19 protein-coding genes and 1 pseudogene are annotated in these 20,446 nt (G+C 61.7%); 12 read left to right on the top strand and 8 right to left on the bottom strand.

What is annotated here, in order from left to right:
- From LLH00_03755 to LLH00_03745, 3 genes are all read left to right on the top strand, one after another.
- A partial coding sequence (locus LLH00_03755; protein ID MCE5270377.1) for a DNA polymerase occupies window positions 1-345 on the top strand: 345 nt, incomplete at its 5' end.
- Window positions 346-356: 11 nt separating this feature from the next.
- Window positions 357-965 (top strand): dephospho-CoA kinase, encoded by a 609-nt coding sequence (coaE, locus tag LLH00_03750; protein MCE5270376.1) that lies wholly within the window; start codon window positions 357-359, stop codon window positions 963-965.
- A 203-nt stretch (window positions 966-1,168) separates the two neighbouring features.
- Complete coding sequence (locus LLH00_03745) at window positions 1,169-1,429, top strand: hypothetical protein (protein ID MCE5270375.1); 261 nt, start codon at window positions 1,169-1,171, stop codon at window positions 1,427-1,429.
- 85 nt (window positions 1,430-1,514) lie between these two features.
- Here the strand turns inward: LLH00_03745 and LLH00_03740 are convergent, their stop codons facing one another.
- The 4 genes from LLH00_03740 to argS form a co-directional block, all read right to left on the bottom strand.
- Window positions 1,515-2,264, bottom strand: a complete 750-nt coding sequence (locus LLH00_03740; protein ID MCE5270374.1) for a hypothetical protein — start codon at window positions 2,262-2,264, stop codon at window positions 1,515-1,517.
- A gap of 33 nt (window positions 2,265-2,297) precedes the next feature.
- Window positions 2,298-3,344: a phosphoribosylformylglycinamidine cyclo-ligase gene (gene purM, locus LLH00_03735; GenBank protein MCE5270373.1), complete on the bottom strand. Its 1,047-nt coding sequence runs from the start codon at window positions 3,342-3,344 to the stop codon at window positions 2,298-2,300.
- A 171-nt stretch (window positions 3,345-3,515) separates the two neighbouring features.
- Entirely contained in the window at window positions 3,516-4,439 is a 924-nt protein-coding gene (locus LLH00_03730; GenBank protein MCE5270372.1) for a PfkB family carbohydrate kinase, read from the bottom strand.
- A 16-nt stretch (window positions 4,440-4,455) separates the two neighbouring features.
- Window positions 4,456-6,129, bottom strand: a complete 1,674-nt coding sequence (gene argS / locus LLH00_03725; protein MCE5270371.1) for an arginine--tRNA ligase — start codon at window positions 6,127-6,129, stop codon at window positions 4,456-4,458.
- Between the two features lie 341 nt (window positions 6,130-6,470).
- Here argS and rpmH point away from each other — a divergent pair, with 341 nt between their 5' ends.
- From rpmH to LLH00_03695, 6 genes are all read left to right on the top strand, one after another.
- Window positions 6,471-6,605 (top strand): 50S ribosomal protein L34, encoded by a 135-nt coding sequence (gene rpmH, locus LLH00_03720; protein MCE5270370.1) that lies wholly within the window; start codon window positions 6,471-6,473, stop codon window positions 6,603-6,605.
- A 148-nt stretch (window positions 6,606-6,753) separates the two neighbouring features.
- On the top strand, window positions 6,754-7,134 hold the full coding sequence (gene rnpA / locus LLH00_03715; protein ID MCE5270369.1) for a ribonuclease P protein component: 381 nt from the start codon (window positions 6,754-6,756) through the stop codon (window positions 7,132-7,134).
- Window positions 7,135-7,144: 10 nt separating this feature from the next.
- The gene (gene yidD, locus LLH00_03710) at window positions 7,145-7,375 is read left to right on the top strand and encodes a membrane protein insertion efficiency factor YidD (GenBank protein ID MCE5270368.1); all 231 of its coding nucleotides are present in this window, start codon (window positions 7,145-7,147) and stop codon (window positions 7,373-7,375) included.
- 51 nt (window positions 7,376-7,426) lie between these two features.
- Window positions 7,427-9,169 (top strand): membrane protein insertase YidC, encoded by a 1,743-nt coding sequence (gene yidC / locus LLH00_03705; GenBank protein MCE5270367.1) that lies wholly within the window; start codon window positions 7,427-7,429, stop codon window positions 9,167-9,169.
- A 115-nt stretch (window positions 9,170-9,284) separates the two neighbouring features.
- Complete coding sequence (locus LLH00_03700) at window positions 9,285-9,824, top strand: GNAT family N-acetyltransferase (protein ID MCE5270366.1); 540 nt, start codon at window positions 9,285-9,287, stop codon at window positions 9,822-9,824.
- Window positions 9,825-10,577: 753 nt separating this feature from the next.
- Window positions 10,578-11,687 (top strand): glycoside hydrolase family 18 protein, encoded by a 1,110-nt coding sequence (locus LLH00_03695; GenBank protein ID MCE5270365.1) that lies wholly within the window; start codon window positions 10,578-10,580, stop codon window positions 11,685-11,687.
- Window positions 11,688-11,752: 65 nt separating this feature from the next.
- Here the strand turns inward: LLH00_03695 and LLH00_03690 are convergent, their stop codons facing one another.
- From LLH00_03690 to LLH00_03675, 4 genes are all read right to left on the bottom strand, one after another.
- On the bottom strand, window positions 11,753-12,025 hold the full coding sequence (locus LLH00_03690) for an integration host factor subunit beta (protein MCE5270364.1): 273 nt from the start codon (window positions 12,023-12,025) through the stop codon (window positions 11,753-11,755).
- Between the two features lie 230 nt (window positions 12,026-12,255).
- Complete coding sequence (locus LLH00_03685) at window positions 12,256-13,266, bottom strand: hydroxyacid dehydrogenase (GenBank protein ID MCE5270363.1); 1,011 nt, start codon at window positions 13,264-13,266, stop codon at window positions 12,256-12,258.
- A 412-nt stretch (window positions 13,267-13,678) separates the two neighbouring features.
- On the bottom strand, window positions 13,679-13,966 hold the full coding sequence (locus LLH00_03680; protein ID MCE5270362.1) for an HU family DNA-binding protein: 288 nt from the start codon (window positions 13,964-13,966) through the stop codon (window positions 13,679-13,681).
- 13 nt (window positions 13,967-13,979) lie between these two features.
- Window positions 13,980-16,172: a diguanylate cyclase gene (locus LLH00_03675; GenBank protein ID MCE5270361.1), complete on the bottom strand. Its 2,193-nt coding sequence runs from the start codon at window positions 16,170-16,172 to the stop codon at window positions 13,980-13,982.
- Between the two features lie 352 nt (window positions 16,173-16,524).
- Here LLH00_03675 and LLH00_03670 point away from each other — a divergent pair, with 352 nt between their 5' ends.
- The 3 genes and pseudogenes from LLH00_03670 (at window position 16,525) to LLH00_03660 (ending at window position 20,445) form a co-directional block, all read left to right on the top strand.
- Complete coding sequence (locus LLH00_03670) at window positions 16,525-17,616, top strand: carbon-nitrogen hydrolase family protein (GenBank protein MCE5270360.1); 1,092 nt, start codon at window positions 16,525-16,527, stop codon at window positions 17,614-17,616.
- A 63-nt stretch (window positions 17,617-17,679) separates the two neighbouring features.
- Window positions 17,680-18,765 carry an SGNH/GDSL hydrolase family protein gene (locus tag LLH00_03665; GenBank protein ID MCE5270359.1) on the top strand — a complete coding sequence of 362 codons (1,086 nt, stop codon included), beginning with the start codon at window positions 17,680-17,682 and terminating at the stop codon, window positions 18,763-18,765.
- A 1,290-nt stretch (window positions 18,766-20,055) separates the two neighbouring features.
- Window positions 20,056-20,445: pseudogene (locus tag LLH00_03660) on the top strand (hypothetical protein).
- Window position 20,446: the final 1 nt, after the last annotated feature.

Here is a 20,446-nt window from a genome sequence, read left to right as displayed (position 1 = left end):
GTCGAAACGATCCTGGGGCGGCGGCGCAACCTGCCCGAGATCACCAGCGTCAACCGCGTGGTGCGCGAGAACGCCGAGCGCATGGCGCTCAACACCCCGATCCAGGGCTCGGCCGCCGACCTGATCAAGGTGGCCATGCTCCAGGTGGACCGCGAGCTGGCCGCGCGTTTCCCCGAGGCGCACATGATCCTGCAGGTGCACGATGAATTGGTGTTCGACGTGCCCGAGGCGCAGGCTGAGGAAGTCGGGAAGACCGTGCGTCGCCTGATGGAAAACGCAGTCAAGCTGGATGTCCCGGTGCGGGTGGACCTGGCTGTCGGGCGCAACTGGCTCGAGGCCAAGTGAGGATGGGCGTGATGCTCAAAGTGGGGCTGACCGGCAACGCCGGGGCTGGAAAAAGCACAGTGGCCGCGATCTGGCGCGACCAGCGCGGCGCGCTGGTGCTGGATGCGGATGGCTTGGGACGGGCCGCGGTGGAGCCGGGCACACCGGCCCTGGCGGCCCTGGTGGAACGCTTCGGGCCGCGCACTCTTCAGCCGAACGGCAGCCTGGACCGCGGACGCATGGCCCGGATCGCCTTTACCGACCCGGAGGCTTTGGCCGCGCTCAACTCCATCGTGCACCCGGAAATACTGCGCCGGGTGGACCAGATTTTGGCCGAGGCCGAGGCTGCGGGCGTGGAAGTGGCCGTGGTGGATGCCGCCCTGATCTACGAGTTCGGCCTGGATAAAAAGCTGGACTGCGTGGTGCTGGTGGACTCGCCCCTGGAGACACGCCGCGCGCGGGTGCTGGCCAAGGGGAAAATGGACGAGGCCACGTTCGAGCGGGTGATTGCGGCCCAGCTCGCGCCGGGGGAGTTGCGCCGTCGGGCGGACTATGTGATCGAAAACGACTGCGACCGGAAAACCTTGCAGCGAAGGGCGCTGGAGGTGTATAAGAAATTGGTTGGGGGTGAAAAGGAATAGGGGCGCAGTGTGCCGCGTTTTTCATTCCCCTCTTGAGAGGGGTGGCGGCGCAGCCGACGGGGTGTGTAACGAAAGGGGCACGGCATGCCGTGCCCCTACATCAAAACGCCATTGTCTCATTACAACGATCAGCGGAGTAGTTTTTTCCCTGGTGGTAGATGTTTATCACCAGATATTCGAACCTTCTACAAAAGGAGGAGAGAATGAAAGCAGATAGGGAGCTTGTTTCACCTGAAGAACTCGGAGAATGGATAAACAACAGGTTGGCGGAAATATTGAAAAGAGAATTAAATGATGGAGAGAACTATCCGAAAGTAGGAATACAGAAACTCAAACTGGAGTCCGAGGGATGTAATTGGACTTTATCTGATTATATTCGAGTTGGAGATTATAATGCTTCAGATTGTATGAGTCGTTTGAAAAACATTGTGTTTGAAGCAAGGCAGAAATTCAATCTTAAATGATTCGATTGAGAATCACTCGTCGTAGGGGCACGGCATGCCGTGCCCCTACATTTTTCCGTGCAAATCCCGGTTAGATTCAACTGCCTCAGAACGTCACCCGGATATTGGCCGCGCCGATGGTCTCGCCCGCGGTGCGCTGCACCTCCAGGCCCAGGCGCAGCAGCAGGATATTCCATTCCAGGCCGCCGTAAACCACGCTCTCGGTGCTCTCCAGCTTGGTCACCGTGCCGCCCTTGCGTTCCTCGGTCACCCGGTTCGCCCCGAACCCGCCGTAGGGGGTGAAAACGAACAGGTTCTTGCTCACATCCACCCGGAACGAGTTGACTGTCAGGTCGGTGGGCATGGCGAGCGTGGAGCCGAAAATCCTTCCTGCCAGACCGATCTCTCCGGTCTCGTGGTGCGCGAAGCTGAGCGACACCGCCGGGGTGAGGATCGAGTTGCGGATGATCCCCACCCGTCCGCCCACACCCCAGAACCCGGCCCCATCGCTGCCCGCGCCGTTCACCTGAAGCTTGCCCGCGCGCACGAACACGTCCAGCGACAGCAGCCCGTGCACCGCCGGTCCCAGGCGCGAGCCTTCCAGGATCCCCAGGGCCAGCACACCCGAAACACTTCCGGTGCTGATACTGAGTGTGCCGTACGGGTCGGTGCTGACCGAGCCGCTCAGCCCGGCCGAGAAATGCCCCAGCCCGCCCAGGGTGTTGGCGCTGGAGGAGGTGAGGCTGCCGCCGGTCATCAGGCCGCCCAGCCAGGCGTTGTCGTTCGTGGCGGCCCGCAGGCCGGAGAAACAGAGTATTAAAGCCAGTGCCAGCATTCCGACAGAGAGTTTACGCATAAGCCCATCCCCAGTGAAAAATGTCCGTTTACCTCAAACGTAGCGGACCGTGCCCGAGCCGGGGCGCATCCGTCCGATCACATGGGCCTGCTCACCCAGGCCTTTCAGCACTCCGAGCGCCTCCTCCAGGCGCGCCCCGTCGACCAGCAGCACCATGCCGATCCCCATGTTGAACACCCGCAGCATCTCCTCCAGCTCCACGCGCCCGGCCTCCTGAAGATAGGTGAACAGGCGCGGCACGGACCACGAGCCGAGCTTGATCTCGGCGTCCAGGCTGTCCGGGAACACGCGGGGCAGGTTGTCGGTGAGGCCGCCGCCGGTGATATGCGCCGCGGCATCCACCAGGCCGCGCTGATAGAGCGCCTCGAGCTGCACCTTGTAGCTGCGGTGCACGGCCAGCAGCGCCTCGCCGAAATTGACTCCGCCGCCCTCGGGCAACGGGTCGTTGACCGCGTGGCCGCCAAGGTCGAAAACGATCCGGCGGGCCAGCGAGTAGCCGTTGGTGTGGAGGCCGTTGGAGCTCAGGCCCACCAGCACGTGGCCGGCCCGCACCCGCTCGCCCGTGATGAGCTTGGAACGGTCGACCACGCCCACGATGAACCCGGCCAGGTCGTAGTCCTCGGGGCCGTAGAGGTCGGGCATCTCGGCGGTCTCGCCGCCCAGAAGGGCCACGCCGTTACGCTTGCAGCCTCGGATGAACCCGTCCATCACAGAGGCGATGTGCTCCGGCCGCAGCTTGCCCACACTGATATAGTCCATGAAGAACAACGGCCGCGCGCCCTGGACCATGATATCATTGACGCAGTGGTTGACCAGGCATTCGCCCACTGTGTCGTGACGGTGGGCTTTCTGCGCCACCAGCAGCTTGGTGCCCACGCCATCGGTGCTGGAGATCAGCACCGGCTCGGCGGCCTCCACTCCGGCCAGGGAGAACATCCCGCCGAAATTACCCACCTGGCTGAGCACACCGGGGGTGAAAGTTTCGGCCACCTTGGATTTAAACGCACCCACGGCCTTCGAGGCGGCGTCGATGTCCACCCCGGCCGCGGCGTAGAGGCTCTGCTTGCGCTCCTCGCTCATAGAACAATCCTTCCCTGAGGGCTGCAAATGGAAACGGGGTCCCTCCCCGGCCCGGACCAGCGCCTCCCCCTTTGTCAAAGGGGGATAGAGGGGGATTTGTTTTTATCTTTTAACCTTAATATTCAACGTGGAACGGATGCAACACTCAGCGGCCGGTTATATCCAGCCGGCTCACTGGAACCTTACCAGCTCGCGGAACTCCTGCACCCGTGCTTCCAGTTCGTCCTGGCTCAGGCGGCCAAGACGGCGCAGCGAGAAATCCTCGCAGCAGAACGAGGCCACGGCCGAGCCGTAGACCACGGCCGCGCGCAATGTTTCGCGCGAGCGGTCGCCGCGGCGCTGGATGTAGCCCACGAACCCGCCGGCGAACGAGTCACCCGCGCCGGTGGGGTCGACCACGTTGCGCAACGGGTAGCCCGGCAGGGCGAACAGCTCGCGGCCCACGGCCAGCACGGCCCCGTGCTCGCCTTTCTTGAGCACCACCATTCTGGGACCCAGGGCCTGCACTTTCTCCAGGGCGTCGGTCAGGTTGAGGCAGCCGGTTAGCTGACGGGCCTCGTCATCGTTCAGGATCAGGCAGTCCGTGCGGCGCAGCACCTGGCCCAGACGCTCACGGTCGCCGGAGATCCAGAAATTCATCGTATCCGTGACCACGAACTCGGCACCGCTCACCTGGTCCAGCACCTTGAGCTGCGAGCCGGGGTCCACGTTGGCCAGGAATACGGTGCGCGCGCCGCGCTGGGACGCAGGCACCACCGGATTGAAAGTCTCCAGCACGCCCAGGTTGGTGAACAGGGTGTCGCGGCGGTTGACATCCGCGTGGTAGCGTCCGCCCCAACTGAACGTCCGTCCGCCCTTGACCACCGCGATGCCGTCCAGGATCAGGTTCGGGCGGCGCAAGGTGCTCCACTGGGCCTCGGTCATGTCGTCGCCGGCCACGGCCACCAGGCAGACCGGGTTGAACAGGGAGGCGGCCACCGCGAAATAGGTCCCGCTTCCGCCCAGGACTGCCTCGACCCGCTCGGTGGGGGTCTCGATAGTGTCGATGCCGATCGTGCCCACTGCGACAATCGGCTCAGGGTTGGCCTGGCTCATCTGTGCGGCTCTCCTTTCACATTTTTTCCGGTGCGGTTATTCCGAGCAGGCCCAGCCCGGCAGACATGACCGTGCGCACGCAGTCGGCGAGGTAGAGGCGGTCGCGCGAGAGGGCCTTGTCCTCGCTCACGATACGGTGTCGCTGGTACCAGCCGTGGAACTTGCGCGCCAGTTCCTCGAGGAAGAACGGGATATGGTGCGGCTCCAGGGCCAGGGCAGCCATGGCCGCCAGGCGCGGGAAATCGAGCAGGTGCACGATCAGCTCCAGCTCCTCTGGCTCGACCAGGCGCTCGGGACGGTAATCCTTCCACAGCCCGCGGTCGCCGTCCCACACCCCGGCCTCGGCCGCGGTGGGAGCCAGCGAGCAGATACGGGCGTGCACGTACTGGCAGTAGTAGACCGGGTTCTCGTTGCTCTGCTTGCGCGCCAGGTCGAGGTCGAACACCAGGTGGCTGTCGGCCTTGCGCATGACGAAGAAGTAGCGGGCCACATCCACGCCCACCTCGCGGCACAGGTCGCTCAGGGTGACAAAGCGTCCGGCGCGGGTGGACATCTTCACCACCTCGTCGCCCTCCTTGAAACTGACCATCTGGTGGATCACGTAGCGCAGCCAGCCCTCGGGGTAGCCCAGGGCGCGCATCCCGGCCAGCATGCGCGGGGCGTAGCCGTGGTGGTCGGCGCCGTGGATGTTGATCGCCTCGTCGAACCCGCGCTGGTGCTTGTCCATGTGGTAGGCCAGGTCGGGCAGATAGTAGGTCGGCTCGCCGGTGCTCTTGACAATCACCCGGTCCTCGCTGTCGCCGAAACGGCTGGCGGCCAGCCAGACTGCGCCCTCCTTGTCGTAGCTCAGGCCTTTTTCACGCAGCAGGGCCAGCAGACCGTCGATCTTGCCCTCGGTGTACAGACGGCTCTCCAGGGACCAGACATCGAACGCCACCCGGAACTGGCGCAGGTCGACATCGATGATCCGGCGGATGTGCTCGGCGGCGAACTCGCGGAACACCTTGAGCGTGCCCGGGTCGGGGTCGGAGATGTCACCGGCGGGGGGAAGGTGACTGTCGCCGTGCTGGCTTGCGAACGCCTCGGCGATCTCCAGCATGTAGTCGCCGCGGTAGCCGTTCTCCGGGAACGGGAACTCCGGGCGGAAACGCTGCACGTAGCGGGCGCGCAAGCTGCGGCCCAGGATGTTCATCTGGTTGCCGGCGTCGTTGTAGTAGTACTCGCGGCAGACCTGGGCGCCCTGGGCGGCCAGCAGCGAGCAGATACAGTCGCCCAGGATCGCCTGGCGGCCGTGGCCGATGGTCAGCGGCCCGGTGGGGTTGGAGCTGACGAACTCCACCACGATCCTGCGCCCGGCGAGATTGTCACCGTGTCCCCAGGCCTCGCCCACGGCCTGGATGCGGGCCAGTTGATCGGTCCACCAGCCCGGGCTGATCCTGAAATTGATGAACCCGTTGGGGGCCACCTCGACCGAGGTGACATAGGGGCCGAGCTGGCCCATGGCCTCCACCAGCTCGCGGCCGATCTGGGCCGGGGCTTTCTTGAGGCTGCGGGCCAGGAGGAAGGCCACGTTGGCGGCCAGGTCGCCGTGACGGGGGTCCTTGGGTTTTTCGATCACGAACTCGGGGATATCCTGGACCTGCATGGCGGCCAGGCCTCGCAGAAGCGCATCTCGCAGCAGTTGTTCCATGAGTTTGTTTTCCCTGTCCCTGTTTGCCGAATGTCCCTTACTCCGGACGCCGCGTCGGAGCTTACGGCTAAAGGCGCTTAGAATAACGGTTTCACCCCGCGGCTGTCAACCTTTGCCGCGTATCTTCCGGGCGCGGCGCGCGAAAGCTGTATAAATTTAATTGGAAAAAGCGTGGCAGGGAACTAAATTAACCGCTTGTAGACTATCCGGGCCCGGAGGGCGCAGGCAAAACCACGGGAGTGCGTGATGCTGGCGCGTAAAGTCTTGACAGTCCGCCCGGACCGCTTTATTTTTAAAGCCTTTGATAATTACCGCAGCCAGAGCGAACGGAGACTTAGAAGATGAAAAGAACTTTCCAGCCCAGCAACCGGAAGAAGCACAACAAGCACGGGTTCCGCGCCCGCATGGCCACCCACGGCGGCCGTCTGGTGCTCAACCGCCGCCGCACGCGCGGCCGCAAGCGTGTCGCTCTCTGATACCGGTTCTGTAAATCCGCTGCGGTCTCCATGAACGTTGTTCCGCCCCTCCGGGCCGGACTATGTTCGTAGGGACCGCAGATTTTTATCCACCGGCGGCCTCACTCTCCGGTCTGCCACGCACGCAGTTCACCGGAAAGGAATCCAGGTGGGTCTGGCCCGCAGGATCGCCCTGAGCCGTTCGCGCGATATCCGTCACGTGCTGGACAACGGGCGGCGGGTCGGGGATGGACTGCTCAAGCTGAATGTCCTGCCCTGCGCCGCCGAATGCCACAGCCGTTTCGCCCTGGTGGTGCCGAAATTCAAGCGCAGCGTGGTTGATCGCAACCGTCTGCGCCGCCGCCTTCAGGAAATAGTGCGCCGCGCCGGAGTGCTGGAGAGCGGGCGGCTGGTGGTGCTGCGGATCACTCCGGACTGCTACGGCTTGAAATACAGCGAGTTGAACGAGCGTTACCTGCGCCTGGCCCGGAAAGTGGAGTCCTGCGCCGCAGCCAGGAGCGAGCCGGTGGACGGGGGCAACGTCCCCTGATGGACAGATTATGCTGAAATGGATCGAAAAGGCTTTGCAGGCGGTCCTGCTGGCACTGGTATTCCTTTACCAGCGCCTTGTCAGTCCGTTCCTGCCGCCTTCCTGCCGTTTTTACCCGAGCTGTTCCGAGTACGCGCGGCAAAGCGTGAGCAAGTACGGACCGTTCAAGGGTGCGTGGCGCGCCCTGCGCCGTCTTTCCCGCTGCCACCCCTTCCATCCCGGCGGAGTGGACCTGCCCTGAGCGGGGCTGCCCCGGAGCGACTGAAAACGTCAATCAGAGCATGAGGTATTGATGGATAAGAGAACGGCACTGGCGACGGCCCTGATCTTCGTGGTCTGGATCGTCTACATGCTGTGGTTCGCCCCCAAGCCGCAGCCACGCCCGGCGACGGTCAACGCACCGGCCGACACGACCCAGGTCATAAAGTCCGACACCGCCGCCCGTGTCGCTACCGAACCGGGTGCTTTAAGCGATTTGTCCGCACCCGATGTCGAGCCGGTGGATGAGACCCCGGTGGACACGGTGGTGGTGAGCGGCGAGCTGTACGAGTACCGTTTCATCACCCGCGGGGCCGTGCTGGTCAAGGCCGGGCTCAAGCACTATCCCTCTTTCAACGGGGCAGCGAAAAACGCCGACTCCGACAAGCTCCCCCCGGTGCAGCTCATCCCGGATGAGAGCCGTTTCCTGTCCTCCCGCCTGATTTTCGGCGGCAGCGGCAAGGATGTCGACCTGGGCGCGCGCCGTTTCTGCGCCGACAAGCTCAGCCTGCGCCTGGACAAGTCGAACCCGCAGGGGACGATCACTTTTCTCGACACCCTGAACGGCGGGGCTACGATCCGCATTGTCTACACTTTCCACAACGACAGCTACCTGATCGAAAGCGCCATGTACCTGCCGCCGCAGCTAAGCGGCGCCAGCGGCAACGCGCTGGAGGTCACCCTGGGCCCGACCCTGCTGTCGAACGAGAAAAAGCCGGACGCCGACTACGCCAGCTACAAGGCGATCTACTACGACAACGGCTCGGTGGTCGAAAAATCGATCAAGGACCTCTCCAAGAGCGACTGGCAGCCCAGCGGCGAGCACAGGATCCTCTGGGGCGGGCTTAAAAGCCAGTACTTTATCACTACCTTCTTCGTACCGGACGCCCCGATGGACGGGATGAGCGCCTCGGGCAACCTGGAGGCCAAGCGCATCTATTTCCGCGGGCGTTTCCCAATCCCGGCCCAGGCCGGAACGCCGGTGGTCTATTCGATCTACGCCGGACCCCAGGCCTACGACCAGATCACCCGGCTCAACTACGGCCTGCCCAAGATTTTCGAGTACGGCTGGGTCATCATCCAGCCTTTCACCAAGATGATCCTGCGGATCATGCTCTGGATGCACACCTATGTGTCAAACTACGCGCTGATCCTGGTGCTGTTCGCCCTGCTGGTAAAGGTGGTGTTCTACCCGCTGACTATCAAGAGCACCAAGAGCCAGATCGAGATGCAGAAAATCCAGCCGTTGATGACCGAGATGCGCGAGCGTTTCAAGGATGACCCGCGCAAGCAGCAGGAGGAGATGCTCAAGCTCTACCGCGAGCACAAGGTCAACCCGTTGGGCGGCTGCCTGCCGATGGTGATCCAGATGCCGGTGCTGTTCGCCCTGTTCTACGTGTTCCAGCGCACCATCGAGCTGCGCGGGGCCGATGCGTTCCTCTGGATCCACGACCTGAGCCAGCCCGACCCGTACTATGTCATGCCGGTGCTGATGGCGGTGTCGATGTTCGTGCAGCAGAAACTCACCCCCACGCAGACCGATCCCAAGATGAAGCCGATGATGTACATGATGCCGATCATGATGCTCATCTTCTTCATCAATTTCTCCTCCGGGCTGGTGTTGTACTACACGATTTTCAACGTGATCCAGATGTTCCAGCAGATGTACATCCAGAAACGCTACCACGCGCCGCTGCAGGCGGCGGCCGCGGCGGCGGGACCGGTCAAGGCGGTGGCTGCGCCGAAACAGTCCGGCGGGCGGAAGAAAAAATCCTGATTCGCGACCGCCTCGATAGAATGCAGATTCTGACCTGAGTGTCTTTGCAGGGGCGGGTTTCAAACCCGCCCCTTGTTTTTTATGGTGTTCCCCGGGTGTGGGAGGACGGTGCGATATGCAAATCCGGACCGAGCGTCTGCGTCTGGTCCCCTCCACTGTGGAGAGCGTGCGGGCCGAGATGGCCGACCGCGCGCGCCTGGCTGTGATTCTGGATGCAGTGGTGCCGCCCGGCTGGCCGCTCGACTCCCTGGCCGAGGCCCTGCCCTGGTTCGAAGAGCAGCTCGCCGCTCACCCGGAGGCTGTGGGCTGGTACGGCTGGTACGCTCTGCTGGAAGAGGGCCGGGGGGTGGATTCACCGCCGGTGCTGGTAGGCAGCGCCGGGTTCCTGGGTGCTCCGGGCGGGAAGGGGCAAGTGGAAATCGGCTACTCCGTGCAGCCGGACTGGCGCTGCCGCGGCCTGGCGGGCGAGATGGTGCGGGCGCTGGCGGCCTGGGCTTTCAGTCAGTCGGGGGTGGCGAGGATTATCGCCCGGACCGCGCCGGACAACCCGGCCTCGGTCAAGGTGCTGTTGCGCTCCGGGTTCGCGCCTGACGGGATGGATGAGCCGCCGGCAAGCGGGCTGCTGTTCCGGCTGGAGCGTCCCGATAGGAGGTAAAAAAAGTACGCCGGAAATACCCCTGTTGGCTGTCAGGCCACCGCAACCTCATACGTGAATCACACCGGGAAAACATGTAGGGGCAATTCATGAATGCCCCAGTGCAATACCTACGACCGTTCGCCAGGTATTGATTTTCGGTGGGCCACAGTAATGTCCGGTTAGGTTTTTGCTCTAGAATGTTATGGGCGAACACAGCGTTCGTATCGGAATAACTCGATCCTGGGTCAAAGCCAAACCCCGTGCGGCTGACAGGCCGCCGCTGCTGCCCTTGGGGGCCGCACCTGTCTGAGCCTCCCGCCAGGGTAGCGTTTAATTGAGCGAGAAACGGCCGGGGCTGTAATTGCCGCACGGTTCGGCGGCGATTCGCGGCAGCGCCGCCGCTGCAACGAGGGAGCGGAATTAAGACTCCGTAAACGCTTAAGATTGACGCAGAGTCCCGGTTGGGACGAGTTTGCGGCCCCCGCTGGCTTTGCTGCTTTGGCCGAAACCAAAGCAGAACAGAGTCTTTCGGCTTCTCACTGCAAGTTCCTAACCGGACATTGCTGTTCCCTGCCGAAAGACTATCATCCGAGTCGGACGGGAAACAAAAAGGTTGCAGGGCCGGTTCGGCGGATGAAAATTGTAGCCGGAGCAGTCAACGGATCTTTTTCCGGTGCAGGCCCGTCCGGCGGGTATCCCGCTCCGGCATGCGGACAGATGAGCCTGAACAGATTCGATTCCACTATCAAACACAGGGTGACAGGAGGAGCAATGCGTACGGAGGCCTTTTCCGTTCCGGTCCGCCGGTTGGCGCTGGCGGTGCTCGCTCTGGCGCTGGCCGTGGGTACGGCGCGCGCCGGAGAGTCGAAGGTGCTGGGGTATTATCCCGCTGGGATGAAAGACAAGCTGCCTGCCGAGAAGCTCGATTTCAAAGTGCTCACCCATATCTGCCACGCTTTTATCACCCCGAACAAGGACGGCAGCCTGAACGTGCGGCCCGATTTACTGTACCCGGAGCTGATCCAGGCCGCGCACGCCGCCGGGCGGAAAGTGCTGGTCTCGCTGGGCGGCGGCGGCGGCGGCAGGGCGGTGGAGGGATTCCCTCCGGTGGCGGCGAGCCCCTCGCTGCGGGCGATATTCATCAGTAATTTGCTCGATTTCTGCGAGAAGAACGGCTACGACGGGGTGGATTTCGACTGGGAGCTGCCGGCCAACGCCAAGGAGCGCGCCGACCACGCCACCCTGGTCGAGGAACTGCGCGCCGCAGCCACCAAGCGCGGTAAGCCGTTTCTGATCACCATGGCCAACACCGGGCGGTTGGACAGTGAGAGCGTGTTCGACCAGCGCCGCCTGAACAAGGTCCTCGACTGGTTCAATGTGATGACCTACGATTTTCACGGCCTCTGGAGCCGCGAGGCCGGGCACAACTCGCCGCTCTACTCGGTCATCCCGGGCTACAACGGCGTGCCGGAGTCGTGCTTCTCCGAAATTTATTACCTGGAGAAAGAGCTGGGCATTCCGCCCGAGAAGCTGTTGCTCGGTCTGCCGTTCTACGGTTTCAAGCTGGACGCCTCGTACCTGGGCGGGCCCAACCACGGCGGCCGCTACATCGACTACAGCGAGGCGGTGCAGTTCTGGGCCGAGGGCGGCTGGGACTACTACTGGGACAGCGTCTCGCTGGTCCCCTACATGCTGGAGCGCTCGCGCGAGCACGTGGTCACTTTCGACAACCCGGAGTCGATCGCCCTCAAATGCGATTTCGCCAAGGTGCAGGGTCTGGGCGGAGTGATGATCTGGGCCTTGGGCTGCGACATCCTGGAGGGCCGTCAGCTGCTGCTCGAAACCGTGGGCAAGCACCGCTGGGACACGGACAGGAAATAGATACGCGCGGGCAATAAAAAAGCCGGACCCTTGAGAGCAAGGATCCGGCTTTTTGTTTCCGCAGACTATTTAAGAAGGGCGTTAAGCTCGCGGCTGACCTTGAAGAATGCTTTCTTGCGGGAGGGGACCAGCACTTCCTCGTTGGTCTTCGGGTTGCGGGCCTTTCTGGCCTTGTGGGCCTTGACCTTGAAAGTGCCAAACCCGCGGATTTCGAGGTGCTGGTCGTTGACCAGACAGCTCTTCACCTGATCGATGAACTCTTCCACCACTATTTTCACATCTTTGGCGGTGAAACCGTTCTTGTCCGCGATGTTCTGAATTATATCAGCCTTGGTCATTGGACGTGGCTCCTTGCCTGTTGATGGTACCCGGTGCAAAAGGCCGCCGGAAGCGCTTTATGTTGGATTACGGTTTGTTTTGCTGGGCGGCAAATAACCATGAGTATAAGAGTCGAGTTTCAGCCCCGATTTGTCAAGAAAAAAATAAACCGATACTCTTGCCGCGCAAAACATTAAGACGCCCGGCAGGAAATAGCGTGACGGACGCTGCGAGCCTTGAGCCGCAAGGCTCAGGCCATGTAGCGGAACCGCTTGCGGTCTATGATGTTCCAGACCGGCTGGTTACGGAAATAGGCCCGGATTATGTCCGCCGCCTCCTTGACCATCCAGGGCCACTGGTCCGGCGTGGGGCCGGCCGAGTGCGGGGTGAGGAAGACGTTGGGCAGGCTGCGCAGGCGGCTGTCCATGGCCGGAGGCTCCGGTTCGGTCACATCGATCGCCGCGCTGAAACGTCCGCTCTCCAGCTCATCGCACAGCGCCTGCTCGTCGATCAGCGCGCCGCGGGCGTTGTTGACCAGCACCGCTCCGGGCTTGATCAGTCGCAGGAGGTCGCGGTTGACCATGTGACGGTTCTCCGGGGTGTTGGCCGAGCAGATCGTGATCACGTCGCAGGTGGAGAATATCTTTTCGAGCGAGCTTTTCTTGAGCCCCCGCGCCTCGGCGTCGAAATCGCCCAGGTGACGGCTGAAGACATGGAATTCCGCCTTGAACGGCCGGGCCAGCTCGATGAATTCGTTGGCGATCTGACCCAGGCCCACCAGGCCCACTTTTTTGTTCAGCAGGCTGACGTTTTTCTCGCGCGGATAATTCTCCCAGTCGGCGTTCTCGGCGGCCCAGCGGGATATGAAAAACAGGTTGCGCAGCAGGGCGATCGACATCATCAGGGTGTGCTCGGCCACCGGACGGGCCATCACGTTCGAGGCGTTGCAGATCAGCAGGTCGGGCCGCAGGTCGAACAGGTCCTCCGGGATGAAAAAGCGCACCTGCCCGCCGGCGTGGGAGATTATCTTGAGGTTCGGGCACTTGGAGATGACCCGCGGGTTCAGCACGGGTATCTCCCAGGTGCTGATCATCGCGTCGATATCCCGGAACAGGTTGTCGTACTCCTCGCTGGAGAGGCTGTCCGGATCGTACACGACTTTCAGCTCCATGTGCGCGGAAATTTCCTCGATAATCCAGTCCGGAAGAAGGTGCTCTTTGAATTTCCTGAAAATGGGGAGCAGTACTTTCGGCTTCATCATTTCATCCCTCTCGCAGTGGCCGCGTGAATGTTGTGTGCATATCTCGTTTAAGCGCAGTATTTTAAACCGGCCTTTCAAAAATAATCGAAACATCTCCCGGCTGCAAAGAAATTTGTAACCCACAATGAACTTTCTTGTTACAGGGGGGGAGAGCCAGGAAAGCCCGGGCGTGACCGCTCAATCGTACAGGGAATGGATGATGAAATGAAAACGAGCCCGCTTCTTGACACAACCCTGACAAGGTGGACAGCGGCAGCATTGTCTGGCTTAGGGAGGCCGGCACAGCCGGGCGAGGCTCGAAGGGAGGCAGACTGATGGGTGAAGAGGCTTGGCCGGGGGGCGCGTGGAGATGGCTTGCGATTCATTGCGTCCGCGGGCGGCCGGACAGACCCGCCCGCGGAGGGTGACTTTCTCAGCCGGGCTGATCCGGCTCGATCAGCAGGTCCAGACGAGGGGAGCCTTTGAACACCGCCACCCGGCGGGCCGGGATGAGGATGCTTTCCTCGGTCTTGGGGTTGCGCGCGCGGCGGGACTTGCGCTCCCGGACCCGGAAAGTGCCGAACCCGCGTATCTCCAGATGTTTCCCGCTTTTCAGGCAGTCCTTGACCTCGACAATGAATTCCTCCACCACCAGCCTGACATCCCGGGCTGAAAACCCGCATTTCTCTGCCACCAGGTTGATTATCCCGGCCTTGGTCATTACTCCTCCAGGTTCAGTGGGCGATGCCGTCTGCGAGTTCAGTGCTTACTCCGTTGTCATCCGGGTTTTCCTGAATTGCTCCGACCACACAGTTGCGGCCGGAATCCTTGGCCCTGTAGAGCGCCCGGTCGGCCTCGGCGATCAGCAGGCTCGGGCCGTCTTTTACTCCGGCATCGGGAGTCAGGCAGGAGACCCCCAGGCTTACGGTTACGCATCCATATTTTGGCGAGCCGGCATGCTCAAGGCAAAGCTGTTCTATGGCAAGACGGACTTTTTCGGCCACGATCAGGGCCCCGGCCAGGCCGGTCTCGGGCAGGATAACCGCAAATTCCTCGCCCCCGTAGCGCGCCGGCAGGTCGGCCGGACGGTGGAAAATGTCGCGGAGCGCCCCGGCCACCCGGATCAGGCACTCATCACCGGCCTGGTGGCCGTAGGTGTCGTTGAAAGCCTTGAAATGGTCGATGTCGAGCAGGATCAGCGACAGCGGGGTGAAGTGCTCCAGCCCACGGTTCCATTCTGTCTGGAGTATGTCGTCGAAATGCCTCCGGTTGGCAATGCTGGTCAAGCCGTCGTGGCTCGACAGTCTCCGCAGCTCGAGCTCGTATTTTTTCCTTTCCGTGATGTCGCGCAGGATACCCACGTGCACGTTGCGGCTGCCCAGGCACATCTCGTTGATCTCGAACTCCACCGGGAAATGCGAGCCGTCCTTGCGCCGTCCCAGCATCTCGGGGCATTCCCCGTTCCGTCCCGGGCGGTGGCAGTCGCGGTCCGACTCGCGCCGCATCGAGGGATCGAACAGCAGCGCCAGGTTCTGTCCCCGGACCTCGGCGGAGATGTAGCCGAATATTTTTTCGGCCGCGGGGTTGAAAGTCTCGATGAACAGGTTCTCGTCCGTGGTGATGATCCCGTCCACCACGCTGTCCACCACCGCCCGGATGTAGGCGTCGCTCTCGCGCAGCGAGTCCTCCACCTGGCGGCGCACCTCGATCTCGCGCTGGAGTTGCTTGCCGGCCAGGGTGGACTGGCGCGCCAGGCGCAGGGCCTCCTTGCGGCTGCGGTGCAGCACCAGGCTCAGGCCCAGGAACATGATCACCGTGGTGACCAGCACCGTGAGGACCGTGGTCCGGATGCGGCGGTAGGAACTGAAAGCCTCCTCGCGGGTGATTTCGAGGGCCAGGCCGCAGCCGGCGCGCTTGTCCCAGAGCCAGGCCCCCACCACCGGCACGCCGCGCAGGTCGCGGTAGCCCTCCAGGTCGATCCCGCTGCGGCCGTCCAGGGCCTGCCCGGCCATCCGGGTGAACGGCAGGCTGTCGCCGGCAGCCGCCCTGCCGGCATTGATCCGGGATGGCTTGGCTCCCGGATCGCGCAACTCCAGGCTCAGGATTCCGTTGTCCAGGCCCAGCGAGTCGCTGTGCGGCGGGGTGAAACGGCTCAGGCTGATCAGCCGCCCGCGGCCATCGAACGCAAACACCTGCCCGCTGCGCCCGAAAGCGCCGATATCCGTGATCGAGGACAGTCCGGTCTCGGGGTCGGAGTAGAGCAGCAGGGCGGCGACAACCTCATCCTGCTCGTTTTTCAGCGGCGCGGCGAAAAACATCCCCGGCCGCCCGGCCTCACCCCCGCCATTCAATGCCCGGGAGTCGATCCTGCAGCGCACCGGCAGGGTGAATGTACTCTGGCCCGCGAAGACCCGGGCCAGCAGGCTGTCGACCTCCTGGGACGGGAAATTCGCGCCCAGGAACGAATCTCCCAGTTGAGCCAGGACGCGGTGCTCCGGCGAGACAATAAAGAATTCGAGATAGCCGTGCAGGTACAGGCTGGACAGGAACAGGCGACGCGAACCGGCCAGTGCGCGGCTCGCGCGGATCATCCGGCTGTCGCCGTCCAGCGGCAGCAGCGCCTGGGCTTCGCGGCGCAGCTCCGGCGTGGCGGCCCAGATTTCCACATGCGCCATCCGCTCATCCAGCCAGTGGTCCAGGGAATGGCCGGTGCTGGCGACGACGCCGGTCATGGCGTTGCGCAGCTCGCTCTCCACCAGGCCGTGGAACTGGTGCAGCATTATCCCCGAAATTATCACCATCAGGAGGATAAACAGCACCGACAGAAAAAATCCCGCCTGTCCCACCCAGCCCCGGCCGAGGTTCTTGTCGGTCAGGGCGCCGGGCAGGCTGTCCGGTGGACTGGAGTTGTATTTGTTCTTTCTCATGGCCGGGCCTTCTGTCAGGGAAGGCTTTCTCGCTGACCGGATGAGAGGTGCAGAGAATGAGAGCCGGTTTGCCAGGGGTGTCCGCCCGTTCTCTGAGCGATCTGTTCTGCGGGCATCCAATTACACTTTATGAAATTATTCTCGATTAATTAGAGCAGTACCGCAGCTTTCATTTGAAATTCTATTGCTGGCCGGAGCGGTTCGGGTCCATCCGCAAAGGAATCAGGGATTGCCTTTCATCCTGACGGTGCTTAAATTGCCGTACAACCACTATTGTTATTAAACTATAGCCGGTTCCGGTTGACCCGATATCCCCGCGCTATTCATCCAACCCTCACCCTGAGGTGCTTTTATGCGTAAGATCAAACTGACAATTCTGTTATTGCCGCTGCTGACAGCCGCGGCCCTGCCCCAGCCAGCCGCGGCCGGCCTTCCCGCGCGCGGCAAGGCGAAAGTCGCCGTGATCCAGGTCGAGGGCGGAGCCCACGAGGACCCGTTCCTCAAGGACTTCGACATGGCCAAAGTCCGGCCCGACATCGAGGCGCACCTTCAGCGCGAGCTGGACCTGTTCGAGGAGGCCGGCCGGCAGGGCGCCGACATTGTCTGCGGCCCCGAGGACATGCAGCATATCGGACCGTACGGCCTGCACATGGAGACCCTCGATCCGGCGAGCGGCGAGAAACTGTTCACCGCCCTGGCCGAGCCGGTGCCCGGCCCCCTGACCGAGCGCATCGCCGCCATCGCGAAGAAATACAACATGTACATCCTGGCCCCGATTTACGAGAAAGCGGAGGGCAAGGTTTATAACTCCACCGTGATGTTCAACCGTCAGGGCGAAATCATCGGCACGCATCACAAGACCCACCTGCCGATCATGGAAACCTGGCAGGTCACCCCGGGCAACAGCCTCGAGACGTTCGACACCGATTTCGGGCGGGTGGCGGTGGCGACCTGCTGGGAGATAATTTTCCCCGAGATCTGCAGCGTCTACGCCCTCCAGGGTGCGGACATCGTGTTCCATCCCACCATGGGCCATGAGAACGACCCGGGGGGGAGCCTGTCCACCGCGTCACGCTATGTGACCCGCGCCAGGGACAATTTCATCTACCTGGCCCCGGTGATCACCGGCTCGGACGGCAACGGGATAATCGACTATAACGGCAAGGTGCTGGCCGAGGCCGTTGGCAAGAAAAACACGGTGATCATGACGGAGATCGATTTCTCGCGCGAGCCGCTTTCGGCCAGCAAGTGGTGGAACACGATCAACGGCACGGACAACGAGAAAGCCATGGTGTTCCTGTCTCGCAACCCAGCGCTGTTCAAGTATCTGACCGAGCAGCACCCCGAGCTGCTCGAGCGCTACAAGGACATCCGGATGACCAACGGCGTGGGCAAGACCGAGATGCAGGTCAAGGCCATGCACGAGGTGGATTACGGCAAGTGAGGTGGATCGGTTGACTGGAGCAGGCTCAATTCAACCCTGGGAGTGACAAGGATGCACACAAGGATGAGACTATCCGTCCCTGCGCTGGTCGCGGCGGCGGTGCTGCTGGGCCTGAGCGTGGCTGCGGCGCAGAGCGCCAGGCTGATCGATCCGGCGCACGCCCGCGCCGACAGCCTGGGCACGCTTTGGTATGATGGGCGCGATATCGGGGTGGAAGGCAAGGGCTGGACTGACACCGAGGGCTACTACGACCGGTTCCCGGCCCGGGCCAAGGGCGTGGTGCGCGAGCCGGTCTGGGACCTGTCGCGCGACGCCGCCGGGCTTCTGCTGCGGTTCCGCACGGATGCCGACAGTATCCTGGTAGACTGGGACGGCGGCGAGGGGATGCCGCATTTCGCGCCCACCGGGGTGAGCGGTCTGGACCTCTACGTGTGGAAAGACAGCCGCTGGGTCTACGACTGGACTGCCCGGCCCGACACCGGCCGCACGGTGCGACGGATCGGCAAGCTTAACAAGACGCACGAGATGCGCGACTGCATCATAAACCTGCCGCTCTATCACGGAGTGACCAGGCTCGCTCTGGGCCTTCCCGCCGGGGCCAGGCTCTACAGCCTTCCGCCGCCTCCGGGCAAGCCGGTGGTGATCTACGGCACCTCGATCACCCAGGGCGGCTGCGCCTCGCGCCCGGGCATGGCCCACAGCCAGATCCTGGGCCGCTGGCTGAACCGTGAGGTGATAAACCTCGGCTTTTCGGGCAACGGGATGCTGGAGCCGGAAGTGGCCACACTCCTGGCCGAGCTGGACCCGGCCGTGTACGTGATCGACTGCATCCCCAACGTGGGCAACGCTATCGGCCACCTGACCGTGCCGTTCGTCAAAACCCTGCGCGCCAAGCACCCGCTCACCCCGATCCTGCTGGTGGAGGATCCGCGCGGGAGCAACGCCCTGGCCAACGATTCGCTGGGGATGCAGTTCAAGCAGCTCACCGACAGCGGCGACCACGAGGTGTTCCTTCTGCGTGGAGAGGGCATGCTGGAGGATGACGGCGAGTCCACGGTGGATGGCGTGCACCCGACCGACCTGGGGTTCATGCGCATGGCGCGGCATTTCCGCCCGGCGATCGAGGTGCTGCTCCGTCCGGGGGAGTGAGGGAGGATAGTCCCGAGGGATATGAAAGCACTCGCAGGGGCACGGCGCACCGTGCCCCTGCTTTTTTGTGATCTCCGAATCCAGAATGGCGCGGATGCCAGCGGACTGCACGGATAACATCAGCCGGCAAAGGCGTTGGATGACCCGGTCTCTGGAAAAACAGGAGGGTTTTTTACTTGACAGTGCAAAAAAAGAGAGGTACCCTCAACACGGATAAACGTTTCAGACAGGTTCGTATCGGCTGTCTGATCTCGAAGCTTGAGATTAACACGGCAGGAAGATAACTGAAAGGTGGTGCGCGATGGGAGACAGAGGCGGCAAGAAAGATAAGGAGAAGAACCAGAAACAGACAAACAAGAAACAGGATCAGAAGCAGAAAAAGATTCAGGACCGGCAACCCAAAAGAGCCGGGTGACTGGAAGCCGGGTGCAGCGGTGTAACAATCCCGGTTCTCCCTCGGGTGTATGCAGGGCATGCGGAGCAGCATGCCCTTTTTACAATCTCATGGTGGAAAAAACCGAACAGTCCGCTTCGCGGGCGTCCCCTTTGTTAAGGGAGAATCGGTATTCTGGCTCAGCTCGACGATCTTCAATCATACCACCCCTTTTTAAGCTGCTTTTCTGCTTACACTTTACAATCCCACCCTAAAATGATGCTCAGCGCTGAAAATCGGGTGTTGCCAAGTATCCGGAAACCCCTTGAAAGGTCGACCGATACTTTCAAGGCCGACACTAACTGTTGGGCCGATCCTGTATTGACAACCTGTCGTATTCTTGTCATATAATCATTAGTGCCTACGTTTTAAGTATCTACGACAGAGGAAACGGTGGAATTGTATCCGGGACAATGGAATACATTGTCTTTCAACTTTCCGGATCGTGAGGCGGCTATATGATCAACTCCGATGAATGCTTCGAGAATGCCAGAAAAATTATGACGGATGCTTCCAGATTGCTGGATAACATTATGCACTCGATGGGCGACGGGCTAAGCATACAGGATCTGAACATGCGAATCGTCTACCAGAACCAGTTCATGATCGACAACTTCGGATCGCACATCGGGGGATATTGCTACAGCGTCTATGAAAAACGCGACATGATCTGTGCTGGTTGCCCGATAGTTGAAGCCTTTCGCACTGGTAAATTGACCAAGGCGTTACGGGTGGGGATTACCAAGGATGGAGTCTCTTTCCGTTTCGAGAACATTGCGTCGCCGCTCAGGAACGATCAGGGAGAAATAGTTGCGGGGATGGAATTGTGTCGGATTGTCGAGGAGCGGGAGAAGGCATTAGATGATCTGCGGGAAACTTTGGAACGACTGGAGGAAACCCGCAACAATCTTGTCCGCTCGGAAAAAATGGCAGGCATCGGCCAGCTTGCAGCCGGTGTGGCCCACGAGATCAACAATCCCGCCGGTTTCATTCTATGCAACCTGGGAGCCATTCGCGACAATGTCCGGGAGTTTTTCACTTATGTCGAATCGTTGGAAAAGCTTATCCATACCGACTCGCGGATAGACCCTTCACAGTTGCAAAACTTTTATGCGGGGCTAAGCCGGGTTGTCGAGGATGAAAACTATATTTACCTGAAGAATGATTTGCCGGAAATCATTGAGGAATCTTTGCAGGGTATGAAGCGTATCAAGGATATTGTCACCGGTCTTTTAATCTTCGCCCATT

The sequence above is a fragment of the bacterium genome (assembly GCA_021372515.1).
Lineage (GTDB): Bacteria > Gemmatimonadota > Glassbacteria > GWA2-58-10 > GWA2-58-10 > JAJFUG01.
The sequence above is the reverse complement of the archived record's forward strand: the minus strand, read 5'-3'. Positions and strand labels throughout refer to the sequence as shown.

Bases quoted from the DNA above. Each gene is read 5' to 3' on its own strand.
- coaE (MCE5270376.1), top strand. From the start codon at position 357: ATGCTCAAAGTGGGGCTGACCGGCAACGCCGGGGCTGGAAAAAGCACA.
- LLH00_03745 (MCE5270375.1), top strand. From the start codon at position 1,169: ATGAAAGCAGATAGGGAGCTTGTTTCACCTGAAGAACTCGGAGAATGG.
- LLH00_03740 (MCE5270374.1), bottom strand. From the start codon at position 2,264: ATGCGTAAACTCTCTGTCGGAATGCTGGCACTGGCTTTAATACTCTGT.
- purM (MCE5270373.1), bottom strand. From the start codon at position 3,344: ATGAGCGAGGAGCGCAAGCAGAGCCTCTACGCCGCGGCCGGGGTGGAC.
- LLH00_03730 (MCE5270372.1), bottom strand. From the start codon at position 4,439: ATGAGCCAGGCCAACCCTGAGCCGATTGTCGCAGTGGGCACGATCGGC.
- argS (MCE5270371.1), bottom strand. From the start codon at position 6,129: ATGGAACAACTGCTGCGAGATGCGCTTCTGCGAGGCCTGGCCGCCATG.
- rpmH (MCE5270370.1), top strand. From the start codon at position 6,471: ATGAAAAGAACTTTCCAGCCCAGCAACCGGAAGAAGCACAACAAGCAC.
- yidD (MCE5270368.1), top strand. From the start codon at position 7,145: ATGCTGAAATGGATCGAAAAGGCTTTGCAGGCGGTCCTGCTGGCACTG.
- yidC (MCE5270367.1), top strand. From the start codon at position 7,427: ATGGATAAGAGAACGGCACTGGCGACGGCCCTGATCTTCGTGGTCTGG.
- LLH00_03700 (MCE5270366.1), top strand. From the start codon at position 9,285: ATGCAAATCCGGACCGAGCGTCTGCGTCTGGTCCCCTCCACTGTGGAG.
- LLH00_03695 (MCE5270365.1), top strand. From the start codon at position 10,578: ATGCGTACGGAGGCCTTTTCCGTTCCGGTCCGCCGGTTGGCGCTGGCG.
- LLH00_03690 (MCE5270364.1), bottom strand. From the start codon at position 12,025: ATGACCAAGGCTGATATAATTCAGAACATCGCGGACAAGAACGGTTTC.
- LLH00_03685 (MCE5270363.1), bottom strand. From the start codon at position 13,266: ATGATGAAGCCGAAAGTACTGCTCCCCATTTTCAGGAAATTCAAAGAG.
- LLH00_03680 (MCE5270362.1), bottom strand. From the start codon at position 13,966: ATGACCAAGGCCGGGATAATCAACCTGGTGGCAGAGAAATGCGGGTTT.
- LLH00_03675 (MCE5270361.1), bottom strand. From the start codon at position 16,172: ATGAGAAAGAACAAATACAACTCCAGTCCACCGGACAGCCTGCCCGGC.
- LLH00_03670 (MCE5270360.1), top strand. From the start codon at position 16,525: ATGCGTAAGATCAAACTGACAATTCTGTTATTGCCGCTGCTGACAGCC.
- LLH00_03665 (MCE5270359.1), top strand. From the start codon at position 17,680: ATGAGACTATCCGTCCCTGCGCTGGTCGCGGCGGCGGTGCTGCTGGGC.